We start from the raw sequence: 21,202 nt of genomic DNA on the forward strand, positions 1-21,202 counted from the left end.
CCTTTCAGCTGTCACACGGTGCGGTCAGATCTTGCGCACCTGGATGCTGCGCAGGACCTGCGGCGACCCGGAGTCCCAGACGCCGACGACCTGGTGACCGAAGGCGAAGGCCTCCTGGACCTGGTCGTGGGTCTGGGGGTTGGGGTTGGCGAAGATCCGGAACTGGTTCTGGATGCGCAGCGCGATGATGCTGGGCTGCCCGGGCAGCGGCTGCACCACGTCGATGTAGGCGTCAGCGATGCCGGCCTGGAGGACCTGCTGCTGCACCTGCTGCTGGGAGTGCTGCACCGCCATCTGGGCGATCTGGTGGAGGTGCTGCTGGACCTGCTGCTCGACCTGCTGCTGCTGTTGCTGCTGCTGGCCGCCGCCCTGCTGCTGACCGAGCTGCTGCAGCAGCCCCTGGTACGGCTGCTGCTGGCCGAGGTGCTGGAGCTGCTCCAGCGAGCCGCCCATACCCATGGGCTGCTGCTGCCCGTAGCCCTGCTGTCCGCCCTGCTGACCGAACGGCTGCTGGCCGAAGCCCTGCTGGCCGTAGCCCTGCTGGCCGAAGCCCTGCTGCTGGCCCAGGCCCTGCTGGCCGTAGCCCTGCTGTCCGCCCTGCTGACCGAACGGCTGCTGCTGCTGATAGGGCGACGTGCTCGGGAACTGCTGTCCCTGCCCCTGCTGACTCATCTGCGGGGTCATGCTCATGCGGGTGCCACCTTCCATCGATGGTTGGCTGCGTCGCTTCAGCCCGTGACCACAAGGCCGACGATCTCGTCGTCCGAGAACCAGACACGGACATCGGGCCGTCCCCCCGCGAAGGCGCTGTGCACCGCCTGGCGGGTCTCCGGGGACGGGTCGTTCAGGTTGCGCCAGGCGCCCGCCACGAACAGCCTGAGCCGGGGCGGGAGTTCGCGCGGATACGGGATCAGTTCGTCCCAGTACCGCTCGGCCTGGCCCGAACCGACGGTCGAGGGCAGCAGATGGGTCACCGCTCCTCTGATGTCGGGCCGGTTGCCGATCCGCTGCGAGGCGGGCCGGCCGGGGGCGTCCTGCTGCGGAGAGCCGGACGCCCGGAGCACCTCGCGCGCCCGCGACGAGTTCATCGGGCGCTGGCCGCCGGCCTTGAGCATGCCCTGGAGGGCGGCCAGCGCGCCGACGACCACCGGGGAGGCAGCCGAGGTGCCGGAGAAGGTATCGGTGTACCAGGCGATCTCCTCGGAGCCGCCCTGCAGATCGCCGGGCCGGTCCCAGAAGCCGCCGGTGGTGGTGACCTCGCGGCCCCAGCCCTGGGCGTCCACCCGGGCGCCGTAGTTGGAGAACGCCAGCCGCGAGCGGTCCGGGCCGTGGTCGCGGCCGTGCGTGCCGGGCGGCGGCGCGCCCGCGCCGACCAGGACCGCGCCGGACGAAGGATTCGTCGGGTTGAACGGGTTGTGCCACCAGGCCGGGAAGCCCTCCGGACGCCGCTCGTACAGCCCGTCGTCCAGCGACTCGCCGCCGTTGCCCGCCGCGCTCACCACCACGATGCCCAGCGCGGTGGCGTACCGGATCGCCGCGAAGTCGTCGGGCCACCACTCGAGGCCGATGTAGCCGCGCTGGTCGTCGCGCGACTCGAAGTCGAACCGCGGTCCCGGCCGGTGCAGTTCGATCAGCACGATGTCACCGGGGCCGAGCCGCTCGGCCGCCGCGTGGATCGCCGCCGCCGTGCCGACGCCCTGGAAGGAGGCCGCCGCCGTCACCGCCTGCGGAGCGATGCCGGTGATCCCGTGCTCGTTGCGGTCGCCGCCGATCACGCCGAGGACGGCGGTGCCGTGGTTGCGCCAGGCCAGATCCTCGACGGGGGCCCCGACGACGACGCCCGCGAGCTTCGCCGACAGGTCCTCGTGGCTGAGCTGCCAGGCGCCCTCCACGTCGATGACGGTGACGCCCTCTCCGCCGCCGCCGAGCCGCTGCCACGCCCACAGCGCGTCCACGCCCTCGGGCGCCGGCGCCAGATAGCCCTGCCGGCCGGTGAAATCGGGCGTCGCGGCGGTCTTCTCCTTCAGTCGCCGGGCCTCGTCGAAGTCCTCCGGCGGGCCGGCCGGCACCGCGCCGGGCTTCACGTACGCGGTGTCGACCTCCGGCAGCGCCGCCATCCGGGCCCGCAGCTCCTGGGCCCGGCCGCCCGCGCCGCGCACCCGGTAGAACAGTGCGAGGTCCGGAACGTCCGCCCCGGCTCCCACCGCCTCCGACGCGCTCCGCAGCCGCTCCTCACTGCCGAACAGCGGTTCGAGGGCGAGCTGTTCGTCGCCCAGGAACATGTTCAGGGCCGATACATCGGCGCCGGCGGCGGACCTGACCCCGTCCGCCTGGGCCCGCAGCCGGGCCTCGGGCCGTGCCAGGACGATCAGTTCCGCTTCCGTCCCGCGATAGGTGAAACCGGCTCCGTCCGGACCCGGACCCGCAGCTCCCGGGCCCCGCGCCGGTTCTGCGTGCTGGTCGGTCATCGGTCCACAGCTCCCCTCGCCACTTCTGGTCGTACGGGTGTGCTTGTGCCGTGTTCGTCGGGCACACCTTGCTACGGCCGGGCGCGCTCGTCCACCCCTTGTTCGCCAAATGCGTTTGGGAACAAGTTGAACGGGGAACCCCGTGCATTTTGCACGGAATCATCTGTCACGCCGCAAACCGGCCAAAGGGCAGGCGAACGGGGACGGCGCGAAAGCGCCCCCGGTGCCGGTTGCCCGGCGCCGGGGGCGCTCCGTGTCGATCGTGGACCGCGGTCCTACCTACTCGTCGCGGTCACCGTCACCGTCACCGTCGTCGGTGTCGGTGTCCGGGCGCGGCGGCTTCGACGGCCGGCTCTTGCCGGTCGGGTTGTCCCGCAGGTACGGCGAGCCGTCGCCGCCGTCCGTGGCATGGCTGCCGGCGCCGGGTGGTGCCCCCGGGTCGCGCCGCCGCAGATACCGCTCGAACTCGCGGGCGATCGCCTCGCCCGACGCCTCCGGCAGCTCCGCGGTGTCGCGTGCCTCCTCCAGCGTCTGCACGTACTCGGCGACCTCGCTGTCCTCCGCCGCCAGCTGGTCCACGCCCAACTGCCAGGCCCGCGCGTCCTCGGCCAGCTCACCCAGCGGCAGCCGCAGGTCGATCAGGTCCTCCAGGCGGTTGAGCAGCGCCAGCGTCGCCTTCGGGTTCGGCGGCTGCGACACGTAGTGCGGGACCGCCGCCCACAGCGACACCGCCGGGACGCCCGCGTGGGTGCACGCCTCCTGGAGGATCCCCACGATGCCCGTCGGGCCCTCGTACTTGGTCTCCTCCAGGTCCATGCGCGTAGCGAGATCCGGATCGGAGGTGACGCCGCTGACCGGAACGGGCCGGGTGTGCGGGGTGTCGCCGAGCAGCGCGCCCAGGATCACCACCAGCTCCACGCCCAGCTCGTGCGCGAATCCCAGCAGCTCGTTGCAGAACGAGCGCCAGCGCATGGACGGCTCGATGCCCCGGACCAGGACCAGGTCACGCGGCTTGTCGCCGCCGACGCGCACCACCGAGAGCCGGGTCGTCGGCCAGGTGATCTTGCGTACGCCGTCCTCCAGGAAGACGGTCGGCCGGTTGACCTGGAAGTCGTAGTAGTCCTCGGCGTCCAGCGCCGCGAACACCTCGCCCTTCCACTCCTTGTCGAGATGCGCGACCGCGGTGGAGGCGGCGTCGCCGGCATCGTTCCAGCCCTCGAACGCGGCCACCATGACCGGGTCGACCAGCTCGGGAACCCCCTCGAGCTCGATCACCCAGCGCCTCCTTCCGACGTGCCCTCGCGTACCTGCCCACCTTACGGCGTCAGCGGGGACCCTCCGCAGCCCCCCGAAACCCGGAGGCTGCCCGGAACACTGCCCCGTGTCGCAGGAGCGCACTCCACCTGGATGCCGGGGTTTGCGCCCGGGGGCTCACAGGGTGGAGCGCAGCCACTGCTCCACGCTCGCGATGTGCACGGTCGCCCAGGAGCGTGCCGCCTCCGGGTCACCGTCGCGCAGCGCGGCCAGGATGGCCCGGTGTTCGCGCAGGGTGCGGCCGACCGCGTCCTCCTGGGTCAGGCCGCGCCAGACGCGGGCCCGGGTGGTCGGCCCGGACAGGCCGTCGAGCAGGGAACAGAGCACCGAATTGCCCGTGGCCGCCACGATGCCGCGGTGGAAGTCGAGGTCCGCCGCGACCAGCTCCTCCACCGACGGCTCGGGCCCCAGCTCGTCCAGTTGCGCGGCGAGCCGGTCGAGCTGGTCCCGGCCGATGGAGGTCGCCGCCATCGCCGTGGCGGCCGGTTCCAGGATGCGGCGGACGGCGAGGAACTCCAGGACCGTGTCGTCGCGGTGGAAGTCGACGACGAAGCTCAGCGCCTCCAGCAGCAGCTGCGGATCCAGGCTCGTGACATAGGTGCCGTCGCCCTGCCGGACGTCGAGGATGCGGATGAGGGAGAGCGCGCGCACCGCCTCGCGCAGCGAATTGCGCGAGAGCCCCAGCTCCGCGGCGAGCTCGCTCTCCTTGGGGAGCCGGTCGCCGGGGCGCAGCGCGCCCGAGACGATCATGCCCTTGATCTTCTCGATGGCCTCGTCGGTGACGGCCATGGCAGCCCCCTCTGCTCGTCCGTCGGAGAGACCGGTCCTCCGATGTCTCGGACCATTATGGGCGTACGGGGATGCCCTGGGCCTCGGCGCCCGCGCGGTACAGGCGGCGCAGCCGGACCACGCCCAGGTCGTGCTGGTACAGGTTCTCCTGCTGGTCGGCGTCGGAGGGCATCGCCTCCAGCATCACCCGGTCCTGCTCCAGGACCTCCCAGTGCCGCTTCTCGATCAGCGTCCTGTACAGGAACCGCCAGGTGTCGCGCTGCCAGCCCTGGACCGTGCGGTAGCGCCAGAAGAAGACGGCGCAGCGCTCCGCGTCGACCGGGCGGACCATGCCGACGATGCCGAACGGGCCGCCGGGTCCCGCCGACGGCGGGTAGGGGATCGACAGGTCGACCCAGTCGACGCCCGTGCGGCACAGCTCGACCCAGTCGAAGTTGACGCCGCGCTGGTCGGTCTTCTCGAAGAAGTAGCCGCGGTCCGTCTCGCGGATGCGGAACTTGGCGGTGGTGTCACCGTCGAACATCGTGTGCGAGTCGTGGTGCAGGAACGCGCCGTGCATCGGGTCGAGCAGGTTCTCGACGGCGTACCGCCACGGCACGTTCCACTCCGCGTAGCAGAGGATCGCCTCGGTGTCGGGGTCGGTCAGCGGCTCGGGCAGTGTCAGCTCGACCGGCTGCGGCTGCTCCTCGGTGCCGAAGTAGGCGAGGACGGCGCCGGACACCTCCTTGACGGGCAGCGAGACGACGAGCTGCTTGCCCTCCAGGTTGCAGCCGGGCAGGCCGGGCACGGAGGAGACAGTGCCGTCGCTCCCGACCTCCACGCCGTGGTACCAGCAGGCCACCCGGTCGCCGAGGTGCTTGCCCAGCGAGAGCGGGGCGCCGCGGTGCGGGCAGCGGTCGGCGAGCATGCTCAGGGTGCCGTCCGAGCGGCGGAACAGCAGCCACTGCTCGCCGAGGACGGTGACCTTGCGCATCGCGCCGGGCGCGACGAACGAGGACGGGACGACCGGGTGCCACTGGCCGCGCAGGCCCGTCGCGTACAGGTGGTCGGCGGTCGGGGCGGGGGCTTTCGGGGTCATGGCGGTCACGCTCCCAGTCGGTGCATCTCGGCGCGGAAGGAGTCCTCGGTCCACGGGGCGCCGTCCGGTGCCGGAATCTGACGGACATTCAGCCCGCGTACGACGTCAGCGAGTTCGTGGCCGTCCTTGGTGAAGACCTCTTCGAGGGTGGCGGCCAGCTTCAGCTCGTAGGGCGACGGCTCGTGGGTGCGGGACTGGTGGATCTCCAGGTACGGCCAGTCGGTGTTCATGGGCATCTCCCGGTTCGGATCACAGGTCGAGGACGAGGCGGGAGCCGGCGGCGCAGCGCGAGACGCAGATCATCATCGAGGCGTTCGCGGTGTGCTCGGCTTCCGAGAGGAGGAAGTCGCGGTGGTCGACGGCGCCGTCCAGCACCCGCGTCTCGCAGGAGCCGCAGATGCCGTCGCGGCAGGAGCTGGCGACGTCGAGTCCGGCCTGCTCGGCGGCCTCCAGGACCGAGGTGCCGGCGCCGACGGTGAGGGTGAGCCCGGAGGCCCGGCACTCGACCTCGAACTCCCCGTCGTCCGGCGTCCGTTCGATGACCGGCGCCGAGAACCGCTCGACGCGCAGCACCTCGGCCGGGCACACCGCCTCCACGGCGGTGAGCAGCGGTTCGGGTCCGCAGCAGTACACGAGGGTGTCGTCGGGCAGCCCGCCGAGCGCGGCCGCCAGATCGATGTGGCCCCGCTCGTCCTGCGGTACGAGCGTCACGTCGCCGCCGAGCGCGGCCAGCTCGTCGGTGAAGGCCATGGAGGCGCGGCCGCGCCCGCCGTACACCAGGCGCCAGCGCGCCCCGCGACGGGCGGCCTCGCGGGCCATGGCGAGGACCGGGGTGACCCCGATGCCGCCCGCGACGAAGACGTAGCCGCCCGCGTCCTCCAGGGCGAAGTGGTTGCGCGGCTCGGACACGGTGACGGTCTGGCCGGGCCGCAGCGCGGTGTGGACGTGGCGCGAACCGCCGCGCGAGGACGGCTCGTTGAGCACGCCGATCCGGTACGTGCCGGTGGCGGCCGGGTCGCCGCACAGGCTGTACTGGCGGATCTGCCCGCCCACGTGCACGTCGATGTGGGCGCCCGGCGCCCAGCCCGGCAGCGGCTTGCCGTCCGGATGGGTCAGCTCGACGGAGAGGACGCCCTCGGCCTCCCAGGTCATCCGCCGGACCAGCAGCTCCAGTTGACGGTCGGAGTCGGTCATGGTGGGGCCTCCTTACGCGCCGGGGATCTTCACGGGCGGGGTGAACGGGTTCTTCATCGGGCCGAGTGCCGTCAGGTCCACCTCGACGAGCACGGGTCCGTCCGAGCCCACGGCCTCCCCGATCACGGGTCCGGCGTGCTCGGCGTCCGCGATCCGCAGGTAGGGCAACCGGCAGGCACGGGCGAGGAGTTCGAAGTCGGGCGTGGTCAGATCGACGCCGGAGCGGCGGTCCGCGTACCGGTCCTGCATGTTGCGCAGCACGCCGTACCCGCCGTCGTTGAAGACCAGCAGGGTCAGCCGGGGCCGTTCCTGGGCGAGCGTGAGGAGTTCCCCGAGGTGGACGGCGAGCCCGCCGTCGCCCGCGATGACGACGGTCGGACGCCCGGGGTCGGCGAGCGCGGCGCCGATGCCCATGCCGAGGCCCTGGCCGATGCCCCCGCCGCGCGGGAAGACGTTCGCCCTCGGGTCGTACATCTCCAGAAGCCGGTTGCCCCAGCTGCTGGAGGGGATGGTGACGTCGCGGGCGACGACCGCGTCCCGGGGGAGCGCGGCGCGCAGCGCGTCGCAGATCGCGGCCTGCGGGCCGATGCTGTCGTGCAGCGCGGCGCGCACGTCGGTACGGACCCGGCCGACGCGGTCCGTCCAGTCCGGGCCGGCCCGCCGGGCGTGCGGGAGCAGCGCGCCGAGGGTGGCGGCGGCGTCGCCGTGCAGGGCGTGCGCGACCGGGTAGACGCGGCCGAGCGCGGCCGCGTCGATGTCGATCTGCACATGCGCGGCGGGGAGCCCGAGCCCGTAGTCGGCGGTCTCGTTGGACCGGAAGTGGGTGCCGACCGTCAGGAGCAGATCGGCGTCGGCGAGCAGGGCGCGGACCGCGGGCGTGGTGGCGAAGTTGCCGATGACCTGCGGGTGGTCCTCGGGCACCGCGCCGCGTCCGGAGTTGGACGTGAGCAGTCCCGCGCCGGTCGCCTCGACGAGCGCGGTCAGTTCGCCGCGGGCCCGGGTGGCGCCGCCGCCGGCCCAGATCAGCGGACGCTCGGCCGCGCTCAGCAGCGCCGCCGCCCCGGTGACGTCGGCGACCGGGAGGACGTCGGCCGGAGCCTCGCGCACGGCGTCGGTCTGGGCCGCGTACTGCAGATCGATCGGCCACTCGACGCTCGCCGGGCCGCCCGGTGAGGCGAGCGCGGCGCGGGCGGCCGCGCGCAGCACCCGGCCCGCCTCGTCCGCGGAGCCCACCGTGGCCGCGTGCGCGGAGACGGCGGTCAACATGCCGAGCTGGTCCTTCGTCTCGTGGATGAACCCGCGCCCGCTGCCCAGGAACCTGCTCTCCACCTGCCCGGTGACGTGCAGCACCGACGTGCCCGACGCGAGCGCCTCGATGAGCGATCCGGCCGCGTTGCCCGCGCCCGTCCCGGTCGAGGTGAGCGCGCAGCCGATCGAGCCGCGTGCGCGGCCGTAGGCGTCGGCGGCGTTCACGGCGCTCGCCTCGTGCCGCACGGGGACGAAGCGCAGCTCGCGGTCGACGGCCTCGACCAGCGGCAGATTGTGCACGGAGACGATCCCGAAGACCGTGTCGATACCCAGTTCCTTCAGAACGGCGACGAGGAGGGCGCCTCCATCGGCGTACTTCATGCGAACTCCTCAGAGGATGCCGCGGCCGACTCCGCCGCAGACGTCGATGCTGGTTCCGGTGATGTACGAGGCGCGCGGCGAGAGCAGCGCCACGATCGCGTACGCCACCTCCTCCGCGCGGCCGAGCCGGCCGAGCGCGATGCCCCGGTCGGCGGCCAGCTCCCCCTGCCAGTCCTCGTAGGACAGACCGGAGCCGGCGGCGGCGTGCCGGCGCGTCCACTGGCCGGTGTCGACGAGGCCGAGGCAGACCGAGTTGACCCGGATGCCGTCGGCGGCGAGTTCCGTGGCCAGGGACTTGGAGAGGTTGAGGATGCCGGCGCGGGCGGCGCTCGTCGTGATCAGCCGGGTCTCGGGCTGCTTGGCGAGGACGGCGTTGACGTTGACGACGGACGCCGCGTCGGACGCGGCGAGATGCTTGCGGGCCGCCTGAAGGGGGTTGAGGACGCCCGCGAACTTCAGCTCCAGCTCGTCGCGCCAGTCCTCGGCGGTGGTGTCGTCGAGCCGCTTCATCCGGGACTGCCCGGCGTTGTTGACGAGCCCGTCGACACGGCCGCCGAACGCGTCGGCGGCGGCCGTCACGAAGTCCCGTACGGCATCGGCGTCCCGCACGTCGCAGACGGCCGTGAACAGCCGGTCGTGGGTGCCGGCGCGGGCGAGCCGGTCGGCGTCGCGCCCGCAGGTGGCGACGTGCGCGCCCTCGTCGAGCAGGGCGCGGACCGTGGCCAGGCCGACGCCCGAGCTGCCTCCGGTGACCACGTAGGTCCGGTCGGCGAGGCCCAGATCCATCAGTCGGTTCCTTCGTTCGTCAGTTCATGGTGAATCCGCCGTTGACGGCGATCACCTGTCCGGTCAGATAGCGGGACTCCTCGGAGAGGAGGAAGGAGGCCAGGCCGACGAGGTCGTCCGGCTGCTGGGGACGCGGGATGGCCCGGTTGTCGCGGTACAGGCCGTGTCGCTCCGCCGGGACCGTCTCCGTCGCCTCGCACTCGGTCAGGCCGGGCGCCAGCGCGTTCACGGTGATGCCGCGCTCGCCGAGTTCGCGGGCCATCGCCCGGGTGAGGGCGATCACGGCGCCCTTGGAGGCGATGTAGTGCGCGAGCCGGGGCGAGCCGTAGAGGGCCGCGTCCGAGGCGATGTTGACGATGCGTCCGCTCGCTCCGAACAGCGGATGGAGGGCTTTCGCGACGAGCCACGGGCCGCGCGCGTTGACCGTCATCAGCCGGTCCCAGGCGGCGATGTCGATGTCCTGGAACTCCTTGCCGCCGACGCCGTTGGCGAGCGCGGCGTTGTTCACGAGCCCGTACAGCCGCCCCAACGCCCCTACGGAGGTCACCAGTTCGTCGACGGAGGCCGGGTCGGCGACGTCGCATCGCACGAAGCGCGCGTCGATCCCCTCGGCGCGCAGGGCGTCCGCCGCGGCCGTGCCCCGCTCGGTGTCGACCTCGGCGACGACGACCCGGAAGCCGTCCTCGCCGGCCCGGCGGGCCATGGCCAGTCCCAGGCCGCGGCCCGCCCCGGTCACGACGACCAGAGGGGCGTCAGTCACGGGTCACGCCGTGCATCGGCGAGTACTCCGGGTACGTCGGCACCTGCGGCTTCTGCGTGCCGATGACGACGCAGAACAGGGCGTCGGTGTCGCCCTCGTTCTTCAGCGAGCGGGTCACCCCGGCGGGCACCACGATCATGTCGCGGTAGCCGAGGGTGCGGTACTCGACCTCGTCGGGGCCGCGGTGGATGCCCACGCGGACCCGGCCCTCCAGGACGAAGAACGCCTCCTCGACGTCGTGGTGGGTGTGGGCCGGGCCCTCGGCGCCGGGCTCCAGCAGCATGTTGGAGAACGTGAAGCCGCCGGACGGGATGATCCGCTTGTCGCCCTCGTGGTTGCCGGTGGCGCCGGAGCCCACGTAGCGGATCTGACCGCGGCGGAACTGCGGGCCCGCCTTCTCCTGGAAGGAGAGGGTGTCGAAGTCGGCGACCCGGGAGTCCTTCGTGGCGATGAGGGAGTCGGTGTACGCGCCGAGGTGGCCGCCGTTGTCGTACTCGGTGGTGGTCAGAGGCATGGTGATCAGCCCTTCCGTGCCCGCTGCGGGCGGGAGTCGGTGACGATGTGCAGATGGGACAGGACCCAGGCGTTGAACCGCTCGGGCTGTTCCTGGTTGGCCAGGTGACCGGCGTCCTTGACGATCACGAAGGCGGTCTTGTGCAGGCCCCCGGCGAGGACCTGGGAGGCCTCGACGCCGGTGACCGTGTCGCGGTCGCCGCACACGACGAGCGCGGGCGCGGTGACGGCGGACAGTTCGGGGCGCAGATCGGCGCCGGCCATGGACGCGGCGGCGTACCCGTAGCCGGGCAGCCGCACCGCGCGGGCCATGGTCTCGACGACCCGCTCGACGAGGGCTGCGGGTGCCAGGTCGGAGACGAGACGCGGGCCCCTCTTCTCGGCGAAGGCCCGCGGCCCGGACTCGGCCAGCTCGGCGGCGCGGGCCCGCATCCCGGCGGCCTTCGCCTCGTCGGTGCCGGAGCCCGCGCTGGAGTCGGCGACGATCACGGAGCCGACGAGGTCCGGATGGCGCGTGGCGAGCCGCAGCGCGATCACGCCGCCCCACGAGACCCCGAGCACATGGGCCGGGCCGCCCTGGGCCCGGATGACGTCGGCGGCCGCGTCCGCGAACCCGTCCAGGTCCAGCGGGCCGTCCGGGTCGTCCGACCTTCCGTACCCGGGCGCGTCCCAGGCGACGACCCGCACGTGCGGGGAGAGCCCGGCGAGCTGCGGGGCGAACGCCGCCGACGAGGAGCCGATGCCGTGCAGACAGAGCAGCAGCGGGCCGTCTTCCCCCGCGGTCTCCAGGTGGACGGTCACAGGATCTGCCCCGACCGTCCGGCCAGCGCCGCGAGCGAGCGCAGCACCGCGTACGGCACGACCTGGCTGGTCGCCGGGTTGCCCGGGTCGGGCCGGTGGGCCACCTCGAAGCGGTACGCGCCGTGCTCGCCGGACGCCTCGACGACGTGCCGGGTGAGGGTGGCGCCCGGATCGGCGACGACCCGGACCCGCACAGCGTCCAGGTCGCCGACGGCGAGCGCGACCGACGCCGCGACATTGGTCGACTTGGGGAACTTCACCGGCACGTCGCGCGCCGTCCCGCTCATCACCTCGACCGGCCCGGACGCCGCACGCATCCGGTCCAGCAACGCGGCGTCCATCCACGGCTGTTCGAGGGTCGAGGGCAGCTTGGTGGTGGTCAGGCGCACGTCGCCCAGCGGGCCCAGCGCACGCACGGCCTGGAGCAGATCGAGGCCGCCGACCGCTCCGCCGGTGAAGTACACCCGGCCGGGACCGGCCGCGAGCAGCCGCGCGGCCAGCTCCTCGTCGGTCAGCGCCCCGGTGGACGCCACCAGCAGATCGGTGCCGGAGGCGAGGACGCGCTCACCCCATTCCCGTACGACGCCCTGGCCCGCGGCCTCCACGATCAGGTCACAGCGGTCGAGGGCCTCCTCGAAGCCGACCTGCGGGGCGGGCGCCGCCACACCGAGCGGGCGGTTGTCGACGATGCACGTCAACTTCGCTCCCGGGATGCCCTCTTCGGCGAGCGCGGTGCCGACGACACGGCCGATGGCGCCCCAGCCGACGAGTCCGACCTTCAGCGTGCCGCTCATGCGAGGGGTCCTTCCGGGTTGCCGGCCATGTGACAGCGGATCTCCTTCGACGGCGGCCCGGCCGTGCCCCACAGGTCGGACAGCTCGGGCACCCGCCGCCACACCTTGGCGATCCACCGGTCCTCGACGACCTGCGCGACCTCGGAGGTGTACTCGCAGACCAGGCCGGTCGGGTCGGTGAAGTAGGAGAAGGTGTTGTTGCCGGGGCCGTGCCGGCCCGGACCCCACTGCGGGACGATCCCGTGGTGGCGCAGGCGGCCGATGCCCCGCATGAAGTGGTCGACCGAACGCATCTCGTACGCCACGTGGTTGAGGGAGACCCACTCGGCCTGGTTGAAGGCGACGCAGTGGTGGTCGGCGTTGCAGCGCAGGAACGCCATCTGGTGCTCGGACCAGTCGGAGACGCGCAGCCCGAGCACCTCGCGGTAGAAGGCGACGGCCGCGTCGATGTCCGGGGTGTTGAGGACGGTGTGGGTGACGCCGACCGGGACCGCGGCGTCCCGGCCGCGCGGGGCGACCGCCCAGGTGTCGGCGGACAGCTCGACGAGCCGGCCCTCGTGGTCGTGGAAGCGCAGGCCGTAGCCGCCGCCGACCTGGTCGAGGGGGCCAGGGCCCGCGACGGGCCGGATGCCACGGGCTTCGAGCCGCCGGGCCGCCTCGTCGATCTCGGCGGGGGTGGCGACGGCGAACACGAGCCGGCCGAGGCCGGTGCGCTCGGACCGGGTCAGCTGGAGGGCGTGGTGCTCCTCGCCGGTGCCGCGCAGCCAGCTCGCGCCGTGCTCGGACTCGACGACCTCCAGGCCCCAGGCGTCCTCGTAGAAGTCGGTGGCCTCCGTGAAGGAGGGGGTGAGCAGTTCGACGGAGCGCAGCGCGCGCAGCCGGGCGATCGGGGGGTGCGGGTGGGACATGGGAACTCCGGGGGAGTGATGGTCAGTTGGCCCAGGGCAGCGGGGCGTCGGAGGTGCCCCAGTACAGGGACTTCTGGCGCTGGTAGGCGCGGATCGCGTCCCGGCCCTTCTCCGTGCCGAGCCCGCTGTCCTTCATCCCGCTGAACGGGGTGGACGCGCTGAACTGCTTGTAGGTGTTGATCCAGACGGTGCCCGCGTCGATCCGGCGGGCGAGGCGCCAGGCGGCCCGGTGGTCCCGGGTCCAGATCCCGCAGGCGAGCCCGTACACGGAGTCGTTGGCCTGCGCGACCAGGTCGTCCTCGTCGTCGTAGGGCAGCACCACCAGGACCGGGCCGAAGATCTCCTCCTGGCAGGTGCGCGCCGAGTTGGGCAGTCCGGCGAGCACGGTCGGCAGGTAGTAGGCGCCGTCGGCATACTCGGGTCCCTCGGGCGCGGCGCCGCCGCACAGCACCTCGGCGCCCTCGGAGCGGGCCAGGTCCACGTACGCGGCGACCGAGTCCCGGTGCCGGTGGTGGACGAGCGGCCCGACCTGGGTGTCCGGCGCGGTGCCGGGCCCGACCCGCAGCTTCCGTACCCGGGAGACGAGTTCGGTGACGAAGGCGTCGTGGATCTCGCGCGCCACGAAGAGCCGCGAACCGGCGATGCAGGACTGCCCGCTGGATGAGAAGATCCCGAACATGACGCCCGCCAGGGCCTGTTCGACGTCGGCGTCGGCCCGCACGATCGTCGGGGACTTGCCGCCCAGCTCCAGCGAGGCGGGGATCAGCTTCCGGGCGGCGATCCCGGCGATGGAGCGGCCGGTCTCCGTGCCGCCCGTGAACCCGATCCGGCCGACCAGCGGGTGCCGCACCACCGCGTCACCGACCACCCGGCCGCTGCCCGGCAGCACCGACAGCAGGGCCGTGGGCAGGCCGAATTCATCCAGGGCGCGAGTGATGAGGCGGCCCAGCGCGAGGGAGACGAGCGGGGTCCAGGCGGCGGGCTTCAGCAGTACCGCGTTGCCCGCCGCGAGCGCAGGGGCGATCTTCTGCGCGTCGCTCGCGACCGGCGAGTTCCAGGGGTTGATGGCGCCGACGACGCCGATCGGCTCGTGCACGCTCATCGTGACGTACGCGCCGCGCGCCGGGGTGAGGGCGTCCTCCGCCGTCTCCAGCGCCGCCGCCAGATAGCGGAACGTGCCGGCGGCGCTGAGTGCCAGCGCCTTCGTCTCGGTGAGCGTCTTGCCGGTGTCCGCGGTCTGGATCGCGGCCAGCTCGTCCGCCGCCTCCTCCGTCAACTCCGCTATGCGGTACAGGAGTCGGGCCCGCCGGTGGGGGAGCAGGTCGCGCCAGGCCGGGTCGGCAACGGCCTGCGCCGCCGCCCGCGCCGCCTCGTCGACCTCGTCGGCCGACGCGGAGTGCACCGTGGCGAGTACCGCGCCGGTGGCCGGGTCGACCGTCTCGACGGGCTCGCCGCCGCCGCGGCGCCACCGGCCCGCGACGAGGATCTCGGTGAGGGGGTGGGGCACGGCGGGACCTCCGATGCGGAACAGGCGGGACAGGTGCAGAATCGCTGAAGTGCTAGAAATCTAAGCGCTTAAATGATTCTCCGCAAGACCCTTGATCGGGAGGCTTGTTGCCGCCGTACTCCCCTCTGTGCAGCGTCAGTTACGCGCAGGTGACGGTGGAGTCACTCTCTACATGTCTAAGTGCCTAACCATTGACCGCTTAGGTGTCGGCTCCTACTGTCTGCGGAACCCCCTGTCTCGCGTGTCTCGCGGAAGGACCCCTCCATGACGACTGTGGCCGGCACTCAGGGCCTCGGCTCGATCGCCGCCAGGCTCGAACGGCTGCCGCACTCCCGCTGGCACGTCAAGGTCCGATTCCTGATCGGCGCCGTGACGTTCTTCGAGGCCTTCGACCAGCTCCTGGCCGCTTCCGCCCTGCCCGTCCTGACCAAGGACTGGAACCTCTCGACGGGGCAGGCGACCTTCGCCGTCACCGCGGGCTCGATCGGCATGCTGCTGGGCGCGCTGGTCGCGGGCTGGCTCGGCGACCGGATCGGCCGGGTGCGGACGGTCGCGCTCGGCGTGGGGATCACCGGCGTCGCCAGCCTCGCCGTCGCGCTGGCGAACGGGATCGAACTGTTCTCCCTCTTCCGGTTCGTCCAAGGGCTCGGCATCGGCGGCGTGGTCCCGGTCGCGGCCACCTACATCAACGAGATCTCCCGCTCCGACAAGCGCGGCCGCTTCGTCCTGCTCTACGAGATGATCTTCCCGGCCGGGCTCGCGGCGGCCAGCCTCGTCGCCGTGTGGGTGGTGCCCAACCTCGGCTGGCGCGCGATGTTCGTGCTCGGCGCGCTGCCCGTCCTGATCGCGGTCCTGCTGCCCCGGCAGGTCGCCGAATCACCCCGCTGGCTGCTCTCGCAGGGCCGGGTCGAGGAGGCCGAACAGGTCATCGCCCGGATCGAGGCGGAGGTCGAGAAGGCGGTCGGCGAGCCACTGCCCCGGCCGGCGGACACCCCCGCGGAGGAGGTCACCCGGGGCCGCCTGCGCGACCTGTTCACCGGCCGCTATCTGCGCCGCACCGCCGTGCTGTCGGGCCTGTGGTTCGTCGCGTACTACGTCAATCACGGCATCTCGACCTGGCTGCCCTCGCTGTACACGAAGAACTTCGGCCTGGACCTCACCACGGCGCTCGTCTACACGCTCCTGAGCAACCTCACGGGACTGGTCGGCACGTTCGCCGTCGCGCTCCTCATCGACCGGGTCGGCCGGCGTCCCGCCCTGGTCGCCGCACTGGGCGGCACCGCGCTCGCGCTCGGCGTCCTCGCCCTCATCGGGGTCACCTCCGGCCTCCAGGTCGCGGTGTTCGCCTCGTGCACGACGTTCTTCGTCTACGCGATCAACGCCGGCCTCTACCTCTACTCGCCGGAGCTCTACCCGACCTCCAACCGGGCCAGGGGCGCGGCGTTCGGCGGCCTGTGGAACCGGTTCGGGGTGATCCTCGGCCCCGTCACGGTCGGCGCGATCCTCGGCGCGGGCGGCAGCCTCGGCCTCGTCTTCGCCCAGTTGGCCGGAGTGGCCGCGGTCGGCGCGGTGATCGCGCTGTTCGCCGTGGAGACGAAGGGGCGGACACTGGAGGAGCTGAACGCGTAGCCGCCAGGGTGCGGCCACGGGGCGGTCCTCGGCCCCCTCGACGGTGGACGGCGCGTGATCGCTTCAGGGATAGAATTTTCAGGGGCGTACGATCACGCGCCCACCCGGGAGCTGCGCGAGGGGACGGGATGGCCGAGCGGAAGGCGACGCGGCAGGACGCCGTGACACAGATCGTGGCGGACTGGGCCCGCGAGCGCCCCGAACTCGACACCTCCCCGCTGGAGGTCCTGGCCCGTCTGCACCGCTCGTTCCTGCGGTACAACACCAAGCTCAACGCGTCGATCGAGCGGCACGGCCTGTCCGTCGCCGGGTTCGACGTGCTGACCGCGCTGCGCCGCTCGGGCACCCCGTACCGGCTCACCGCAGGGCAGCTCGCCGACTCCGGGCTCGTCTCCTCGGCCGGGGTCACCCTGCGCATGGACCGCCTGGAGAAGGACGGCCTGATCGTGCGCGAGCGCGACGCCGACGACCGGCGCGTCGTCTACTCGCGGCTCACCGGCGCGGGACTCGCCAAGGTCGACGAGGTGTTCACCGAGCACCTGGACAACGAGAACCGGATGCTCGCCGGCCTCTCCCCGTCCGAACGGCGTCAACTGGCCCGGTTGCTCGGCAAGCTGGAACACTCCATCGTCGACTCGGGGCCGGACGGGGAGAGCTGAGCGCTCACTCCCACAGCGAGCTGGGGGCCTCGGCCCGCACCACGGGCGCGATCTCCTCGGCGAACCGCTGCAAGGTCTCGATCTGCTCGTTGGTGCCCTGCCCGAACCCGTCCACCGTGACCGACTGCAGGTCGTGCCGGTACACCTCGTGGTACCCGAGGATCTTGTCGATGATCTGCTGCGGCGAGCCGATCAGCTGCGGCCCGTCCGCGATGGCGTCCTCGATGGTCCGGAACGGCGTGTTGTAGCCCGCCTTCCCCGCCAGGTGCGGCTTGAAGGTCTGCTCGACCTTCGCCTCGTACAGATCCCGGTAGCGGGCCACCGCCTGCTCGTGGGTGTCCGCGATGAGCAGCCCGCCCGACCCCGCCGCCACGTGCGCGTCGGCCGGATCGTGCCCGTATGCCGCGAACCGCTCCCGGTAGTGGTCGATCAGCTCGGCGTACGCGGCCCGCGGCTGGATCGCGTTCGCCGTGAACAGCGGATCGCCGTGCTTGGCCGCCAGTTCGGGGGAGTTGCGGGAGGTCGCCGAGCCGTGCCAGATCCGGGGCGGACCCGCGTACGGGCGCGGCACCGTCGTCACCCCCTTCAGGGCGGGCCGGAACTCGCCCTCCCAGTCGACGCCCTCCTCCGTCCACAGCCGGCGCAGCAGCTCGTACTTCTCCTTCTGGAGGTCCCACTGGCGGGCCTCGTCGAGCCCGAACAGGTCGAAGTGGCCGGCCTCGGCGCCCTTGCCGACGACCAGCTCGACGCGCCCGCGCGAGAGCTGGTCGAGCGTCGCGTAGTCCTCCGCGACCCGTACGGGGTCCAGGATCGCCACGACCGTCACCCCGGTCAGCAGGCGGATCCGGGAGGTGCGTGCCGCCAGCGCCCCGAGCACGACCGTCGGGCTGGACGACAGGAACGCCCCCGCGTGCCGTTCACCGACCGCGTACGCGTCGTAGCCCAGCTCCTCGGCCGCCGAACCGACGTCGACGACCTGCGCCAACCGGTCGGCGGCGGAGGGGAGTTCGCCGGTGAGTGGGTGCGGGGCGTGCCCGATGATGGAGAGGACCTGGAACTTCATGCCCTCACTCTCGCTCCCGGACATTGCGGGCGTATGTACGCGGCATGGCAGCGCACGGGGCAGCGCGAAGGGGCGGCTCCCCCCGTGGGAGCCGCCCCTCATCGCAGCGTCGGCGTCACTTCTTGCCGAGCAGGTCCTCCACCTTGCCGCGGATCTCGTCCGTCGCGAGACCCCGGATCGTCAGCGTCGTCCGGCGGCGCAGCACGTCGTCCGCCGTCTCGGCCCACTCGTGGTCACGCGCGTAGGCGACCTGTGCCCAGATCTCCGGGGCGTCGGGGTGGACGCGCGCGGCCAGCTCCGGGTTCTCGTTCGCGAGGCGCGCGATGTCGAAGGCCAGCGAACCGTAGTGCGTCGCCAGGTGCTTGGCGGTGTCGGCGGCCATCCGCGGGCCGGGCGCCGGGTTGTCGACCAGGAGGCGGTGCGCGACGGCGCGCGGGTTGGCGACACCCGGGAGCGGCATCCGCTTCGGGAGCTCCTTGATCGGCTCGAAGTCGTCGCCGAGCGGGTGGCCGGGCAGCGACTCCAGCTTCTGCATGACCGTACGGCCGATGTGGCGGAACGTCGTCCACTTGCCGCCCGCGACGGACAGCATGCCGCCCTTGCCCTCGGTGACGACCGTCTCGCGCTTGGCCTTCGAGGTGTCGCCGGGACCGCCCGGCAGCACCCGCAGACCGGCGAACGCGTACGTCATCAGCTCCCGCTCGAGCTGCTGGTCGCGCACGGAGAAGGCCGCCTCGTCGAGGATCTGCTCGATGTCCTTCTCGGTGACCGAGACGTCCGCCGGGTCGCCCTCGTACTCCTCGTCGGTCGTACCGAGCAGCAGCATGTCCTCCCAGGGCAGGGCGAACGTGATGCGGTACTTGTCGATGGGGGTGGCGAGCGCGGCCTTCCACGGCGAGGTCCGCTTCATGACCAGGTGCGCGCCCTTGGACAGCCGGATGGACGGCGCCGCGTTCGGGTCCTCCAGCTTGCGCAGGTGGTCGACCCACGGTCCGGTCGCGTTCAGCACGAGGCGGGCGCTGACGCCGAACTCCTCGCCGTCCATCCGGTCCTTGAGCTCCGCGCCGGTGACCCGGCCCTTGGTGAAGCGCAGGCCGGTGACCTCGGCGTGGTTGAGGACCACCGCGCCCGCGTCGACGGCCGCCCGCACGGTCATCAGGGCCATCCGCGCGTCGTTCATCTGGTCGTCGCCGTACACGGCCACGGCCTTCAGGTTCTCGGTGCGCAGCTCCGGCACGTCCTGCTGGGCCTTGGCGGGGGAGAGCAGGTGCCCGACGCCGTCGCCGAACGCCGACAGCGCGCTGTACGCGAAGACGCCCGCGCCCAGCTTGGCCGCGCCGTGCGGGCCGCCCTTGTACACGGGCAGGTAGAAGGTGAGCGGGTTGGCGAGGTGCGGGGCCACGTTCCGGGACACCGCGCGCCGCTCGAAGTGGTTCTCCGCGACCAGCTTGACCGCGCCGGTCTGCAGGTAGCGCAAGCCGCCGTGGAGCAGCTTGGACGAGGCGGAGGAGGTGGCGCCGGCGAAGTCGCCGGCGTCGACCAGGGCCACCCTGAGACCGGACTGCGCCGCGTGCCAGGCCGTGGAGATGCCCAGGATGCCGCCGCCGATGACCAGGAGGTCGTACGTCGCCTTGGAAAGCTGCTCGCGGGTCTCGGCGCGGCTCGGGTTGGAGCCGGCGACGGGGTGCGTTCCGAGGGCAGGCACGGTCTGCAGGGTGGGGGTGTTCATCTGGGGTCTTACTCCTCGTCTTCGAGCCAGCCCATGGACCGCTGCACGGCCTTGAGCCAGTTCTTGTACTCACGGTCGCGGGTGTCCGCGTCCATGCGGGGGGTCCATTCGGCGGCCCGGCGCCAGTTGGCGCGCAGGTCGTCGGTGCTGGACCAGAAGCCGACGGCGAGACCGGCGGCGTAAGCGGCACCGAGGCAGGTCGTCTCGGCGACCATCGGGCGCACCACAGGGGCGTTCAGGACATCCGAGAGGGTCTGCATCAGCAGGTTGTTGGAGGTCATGCCGCCGTCGACCTTGAGGGCCGTCAGCTCGACGCCGGAGTCCTTCGTCATGGCGTCGCTGATCTCGCGGGTCTGCCAGGCGGTGGCCTCCAGGACGGCGCGCGCGATGTGCGCCTTGGTGACGTACCGGGTCAGACCGGTGATCACACCGCGGGCGTCGGGACGCCAGTACGGGGCGAACAGACCGGAGAAGGCCGGCACGAAGTACGCGCCGCCGTTGTCCTCGACCGACGACGCGAGCGTCTCGATCTCGGCGGCCGACTTGATCAGGCCCATCTGGTCGCGCATCCACTGCACCAGCGAACCGGTGACGGCGATGGAGCCCTCCAGGGCGTAGACCGGCTTGGCGTCGCCGATCTGGTAGCCGACCGTGGTCAGCAGACCCGAGTAGGAGTTGATGGCCTTGTCACCGGTGTTGATCAGCATGAAGGTGCCGGTGCCGTACGTGGACTTGGCCTCGCCCTCGGCGAAACAGGTCTGGCCGAACAGGGCCGCCTGCTGGTCGCCGAGCGCCGAGGCGACGGGGATCCCGCCCAGCACGTCGCCGAGCTTCCCGCCGGTGACCTCGCCGTAGACCTCGGCGGAGGAACGGATCTCGGGCAGCATCGACATCGGCACGCCGATGGAGGAGCAGATGCGCTCGTCCCACTGCATCTCGTGCAGGTTCATCAGCATGGTGCGCGAGGCGTTGGTGACGTCGGTGACGTGCTTGCCGCCGTCGACACCGCCGGTCAGGTTCCAGATGACCCAGCTGTCCATGGTGCCGAAGAGGATGTCGCCGCGCTCGGCGCGCTCGCGCAGCCCCTCGACGTTGTCGAGCAGCCAGCGGGCCTTGGGGCCGGCGAAGTAGGAGGCCAGCGGCAGGCCGGTCTCGCGGCGGAAGCGGTCCTGTCCGACGTTGCGGCCCAGCTCGCGGCAGAGGGCGTCGGTGCGGGTGTCCTGCCAGACGATGGCGTTGTGGACGGGCTCACCGGTGTTCTTGTCCCAGAGCAGCGTGGTCTCGCGCTGGTTGGTGATGCCGATGGCCTTGATGTCGTCGCGGGTGATGCCGGCCTTGGTGATGGCACCGGCGACGACCTCCTGGACGTTCGCCCAGATCTCGGTCGCGTCGTGCTCGACCCAGCCCGGCTTCGGGAAGATCTGCTCGTGCTCCTTCTGGTCGACCGAGACGATCCGGCCGTCCTTGTCGAAGACGATGCAGCGGCTGGACGTGGTGCCCTGGTCGATCGCGGCGATGAAGGGGCCTGCGGTGTGTGCGTCGGTCACGGGGTGCTCCTGAAAGTTCTCGGTGCGGCTCGGG

20 protein-coding genes are annotated in these 21,202 nt (G+C 72.2%); 2 read left to right on the forward strand and 18 right to left on the reverse strand.

Annotated features, from left to right (window positions below; all coding sequences use genetic code 11):
• Window positions 1-24: 24 nt before the first annotated feature.
• The 15 genes from ABT127_RS08030 to ABT127_RS08100 all read right to left on the reverse strand — a co-directional run bounded on the left by ABT127_RS08030 (window position 25) and on the right by ABT127_RS08100 (window position 14,541).
• On the reverse strand, window positions 25-690 hold the full coding sequence (locus ABT127_RS08030; RefSeq protein WP_351445790.1) for a hypothetical protein: 666 nt from the start codon (window positions 688-690) through the stop codon (window positions 25-27).
• A 38-nt stretch (window positions 691-728) separates the two neighbouring features.
• Window positions 729-2,468: a S8 family peptidase gene (locus tag ABT127_RS08035; RefSeq protein WP_351445792.1), complete on the reverse strand. Its 1,740-nt coding sequence runs from the start codon at window positions 2,466-2,468 to the stop codon at window positions 729-731.
• A gap of 279 nt (window positions 2,469-2,747) precedes the next feature.
• Entirely contained in the window at window positions 2,748-3,743 is a 996-nt protein-coding gene (locus ABT127_RS08040) for a PAC2 family protein (protein ID WP_351445794.1), read from the reverse strand.
• Between the two features lie 156 nt (window positions 3,744-3,899).
• On the reverse strand, window positions 3,900-4,571 hold the full coding sequence (locus ABT127_RS08045; protein WP_351445796.1) for a FadR/GntR family transcriptional regulator: 672 nt from the start codon (window positions 4,569-4,571) through the stop codon (window positions 3,900-3,902).
• A gap of 55 nt (window positions 4,572-4,626) precedes the next feature.
• Window positions 4,627-5,649, reverse strand: coding sequence for a Rieske 2Fe-2S domain-containing protein (locus ABT127_RS08050; RefSeq protein WP_351445798.1), 1,023 nt, complete (start codon window positions 5,647-5,649; stop codon window positions 4,627-4,629).
• Window positions 5,650-5,654: 5 nt separating this feature from the next.
• Window positions 5,655-5,879 (reverse strand): recombinase-like helix-turn-helix domain-containing protein, encoded by a 225-nt coding sequence (locus ABT127_RS08055; RefSeq protein ID WP_502971656.1) that lies wholly within the window; start codon window positions 5,877-5,879, stop codon window positions 5,655-5,657.
• Window positions 5,880-5,898: 19 nt separating this feature from the next.
• Window positions 5,899-6,843 (reverse strand): PDR/VanB family oxidoreductase, encoded by a 945-nt coding sequence (locus ABT127_RS08060; protein WP_351445802.1) that lies wholly within the window; start codon window positions 6,841-6,843, stop codon window positions 5,899-5,901.
• A gap of 12 nt (window positions 6,844-6,855) precedes the next feature.
• Window positions 6,856-8,472: a thiamine pyrophosphate-binding protein gene (locus ABT127_RS08065; RefSeq protein ID WP_351445804.1), complete on the reverse strand. Its 1,617-nt coding sequence runs from the start codon at window positions 8,470-8,472 to the stop codon at window positions 6,856-6,858.
• Between the two features lie 9 nt (window positions 8,473-8,481).
• Window positions 8,482-9,258: an SDR family oxidoreductase gene (locus ABT127_RS08070; protein WP_351445806.1), complete on the reverse strand. Its 777-nt coding sequence runs from the start codon at window positions 9,256-9,258 to the stop codon at window positions 8,482-8,484.
• Window positions 9,259-9,277: 19 nt separating this feature from the next.
• Window positions 9,278-10,018: an SDR family oxidoreductase gene (locus ABT127_RS08075; RefSeq protein ID WP_351445808.1), complete on the reverse strand. Its 741-nt coding sequence runs from the start codon at window positions 10,016-10,018 to the stop codon at window positions 9,278-9,280.
• Complete coding sequence (locus ABT127_RS08080) at window positions 10,011-10,532, reverse strand: cupin domain-containing protein (protein WP_351445810.1); 522 nt, start codon at window positions 10,530-10,532, stop codon at window positions 10,011-10,013. Before ABT127_RS08080 ends, ABT127_RS08075 begins: the two co-directional genes overlap by 8 nt.
• Before the next feature lie 5 nt (window positions 10,533-10,537).
• Window positions 10,538-11,332 (reverse strand): alpha/beta fold hydrolase, encoded by a 795-nt coding sequence (locus tag ABT127_RS08085; protein WP_351445812.1) that lies wholly within the window; start codon window positions 11,330-11,332, stop codon window positions 10,538-10,540.
• Entirely contained in the window at window positions 11,329-12,126 is a 798-nt protein-coding gene (locus ABT127_RS08090; protein WP_351445814.1) for an aspartate dehydrogenase domain-containing protein, read from the reverse strand. Before ABT127_RS08090 ends, ABT127_RS08085 begins: the two co-directional genes overlap by 4 nt.
• On the reverse strand, window positions 12,123-13,034 hold the full coding sequence (locus tag ABT127_RS08095) for a VOC family protein (protein WP_351445816.1): 912 nt from the start codon (window positions 13,032-13,034) through the stop codon (window positions 12,123-12,125). Before ABT127_RS08095 ends, ABT127_RS08090 begins: the two co-directional genes overlap by 4 nt.
• 22 nt (window positions 13,035-13,056) lie before the next feature.
• Window positions 13,057-14,541 (reverse strand): aldehyde dehydrogenase, encoded by a 1,485-nt coding sequence (locus ABT127_RS08100; protein WP_351445818.1) that lies wholly within the window; start codon window positions 14,539-14,541, stop codon window positions 13,057-13,059.
• Between the two features lie 264 nt (window positions 14,542-14,805).
• Here ABT127_RS08100 and ABT127_RS08105 point away from each other — a divergent pair, with 264 nt between their 5' ends.
• Together ABT127_RS08105 and ABT127_RS08110 are read left to right on the forward strand one after the other, a co-directional pair.
• On the forward strand, window positions 14,806-16,170 hold the full coding sequence (locus ABT127_RS08105; protein ID WP_351445820.1) for an MFS transporter: 1,365 nt from the start codon (window positions 14,806-14,808) through the stop codon (window positions 16,168-16,170).
• A 128-nt stretch (window positions 16,171-16,298) separates the two neighbouring features.
• Complete coding sequence (locus ABT127_RS08110; protein WP_351445822.1) at window positions 16,299-16,829, forward strand: MarR family winged helix-turn-helix transcriptional regulator; 531 nt, start codon at window positions 16,299-16,301, stop codon at window positions 16,827-16,829.
• 4 nt (window positions 16,830-16,833) lie between these two features.
• Here ABT127_RS08110 and ABT127_RS08115 read toward each other — a convergent pair whose 3' ends face one another.
• The 3 genes from ABT127_RS08115 to glpK all read right to left on the reverse strand — a co-directional run bounded on the left by ABT127_RS08115 (window position 16,834) and on the right by glpK (window position 21,168).
• A complete protein-coding gene (locus tag ABT127_RS08115) occupies window positions 16,834-17,892 on the reverse strand; it encodes an LLM class flavin-dependent oxidoreductase (RefSeq protein WP_351445824.1) in 1,059 nt (352 codons plus the stop codon).
• 115 nt (window positions 17,893-18,007) lie between these two features.
• On the reverse strand, window positions 18,008-19,621 hold the full coding sequence (locus ABT127_RS08120; RefSeq protein WP_351445826.1) for a glycerol-3-phosphate dehydrogenase/oxidase: 1,614 nt from the start codon (window positions 19,619-19,621) through the stop codon (window positions 18,008-18,010).
• Between the two features lie 8 nt (window positions 19,622-19,629).
• The gene (gene glpK / locus ABT127_RS08125; protein ID WP_351445828.1) at window positions 19,630-21,168 is read right to left on the reverse strand and encodes a glycerol kinase GlpK; all 1,539 of its coding nucleotides are present in this window, start codon (window positions 21,166-21,168) and stop codon (window positions 19,630-19,632) included.
• Window positions 21,169-21,202: the final 34 nt, after the last annotated feature.

Origin of the sequence: Streptomyces sp. NPDC001904 (assembly GCF_040297005.1) — a bacterium.
In the GTDB taxonomy this organism is placed as follows: Bacteria; Actinomycetota; Actinomycetes; order Streptomycetales; family Streptomycetaceae; genus Streptomyces.

Bases quoted from the DNA above. Each gene is read 5' to 3' on its own strand.
- ABT127_RS08030 (WP_351445790.1), bottom strand. From the start codon at position 690: ATGAGCATGACCCCGCAGATGAGTCAGCAGGGGCAGGGACAGCAGTTC.
- ABT127_RS08035 (WP_351445792.1), bottom strand. From the start codon at position 2,468: ATGACCGACCAGCACGCAGAACCGGCGCGGGGCCCGGGAGCTGCGGGT.
- ABT127_RS08045 (WP_351445796.1), bottom strand. From the start codon at position 4,571: ATGGCCGTCACCGACGAGGCCATCGAGAAGATCAAGGGCATGATCGTC.
- ABT127_RS08050 (WP_351445798.1), bottom strand. From the start codon at position 5,649: ATGACCCCGAAAGCCCCCGCCCCGACCGCCGACCACCTGTACGCGACG.
- ABT127_RS08055 (WP_502971656.1), bottom strand. From the start codon at position 5,879: ATGAACACCGACTGGCCGTACCTGGAGATCCACCAGTCCCGCACCCAC.
- ABT127_RS08060 (WP_351445802.1), bottom strand. From the start codon at position 6,843: ATGACCGACTCCGACCGTCAACTGGAGCTGCTGGTCCGGCGGATGACC.
- ABT127_RS08065 (WP_351445804.1), bottom strand. From the start codon at position 8,472: ATGAAGTACGCCGATGGAGGCGCCCTCCTCGTCGCCGTTCTGAAGGAA.
- ABT127_RS08070 (WP_351445806.1), bottom strand. From the start codon at position 9,258: ATGGATCTGGGCCTCGCCGACCGGACCTACGTGGTCACCGGAGGCAGC.
- ABT127_RS08080 (WP_351445810.1), bottom strand. From the start codon at position 10,532: ATGCCTCTGACCACCACCGAGTACGACAACGGCGGCCACCTCGGCGCG.
- ABT127_RS08090 (WP_351445814.1), bottom strand. From the start codon at position 12,126: ATGAGCGGCACGCTGAAGGTCGGACTCGTCGGCTGGGGCGCCATCGGC.
- ABT127_RS08095 (WP_351445816.1), bottom strand. From the start codon at position 13,034: ATGTCCCACCCGCACCCCCCGATCGCCCGGCTGCGCGCGCTGCGCTCC.
- ABT127_RS08105 (WP_351445820.1), top strand. From the start codon at position 14,806: ATGACGACTGTGGCCGGCACTCAGGGCCTCGGCTCGATCGCCGCCAGG.
- ABT127_RS08110 (WP_351445822.1), top strand. From the start codon at position 16,299: ATGGCCGAGCGGAAGGCGACGCGGCAGGACGCCGTGACACAGATCGTG.
- ABT127_RS08115 (WP_351445824.1), bottom strand. From the start codon at position 17,892: ATGAAGTTCCAGGTCCTCTCCATCATCGGGCACGCCCCGCACCCACTC.
- ABT127_RS08120 (WP_351445826.1), bottom strand. From the start codon at position 19,621: ATGAACACCCCCACCCTGCAGACCGTGCCTGCCCTCGGAACGCACCCC.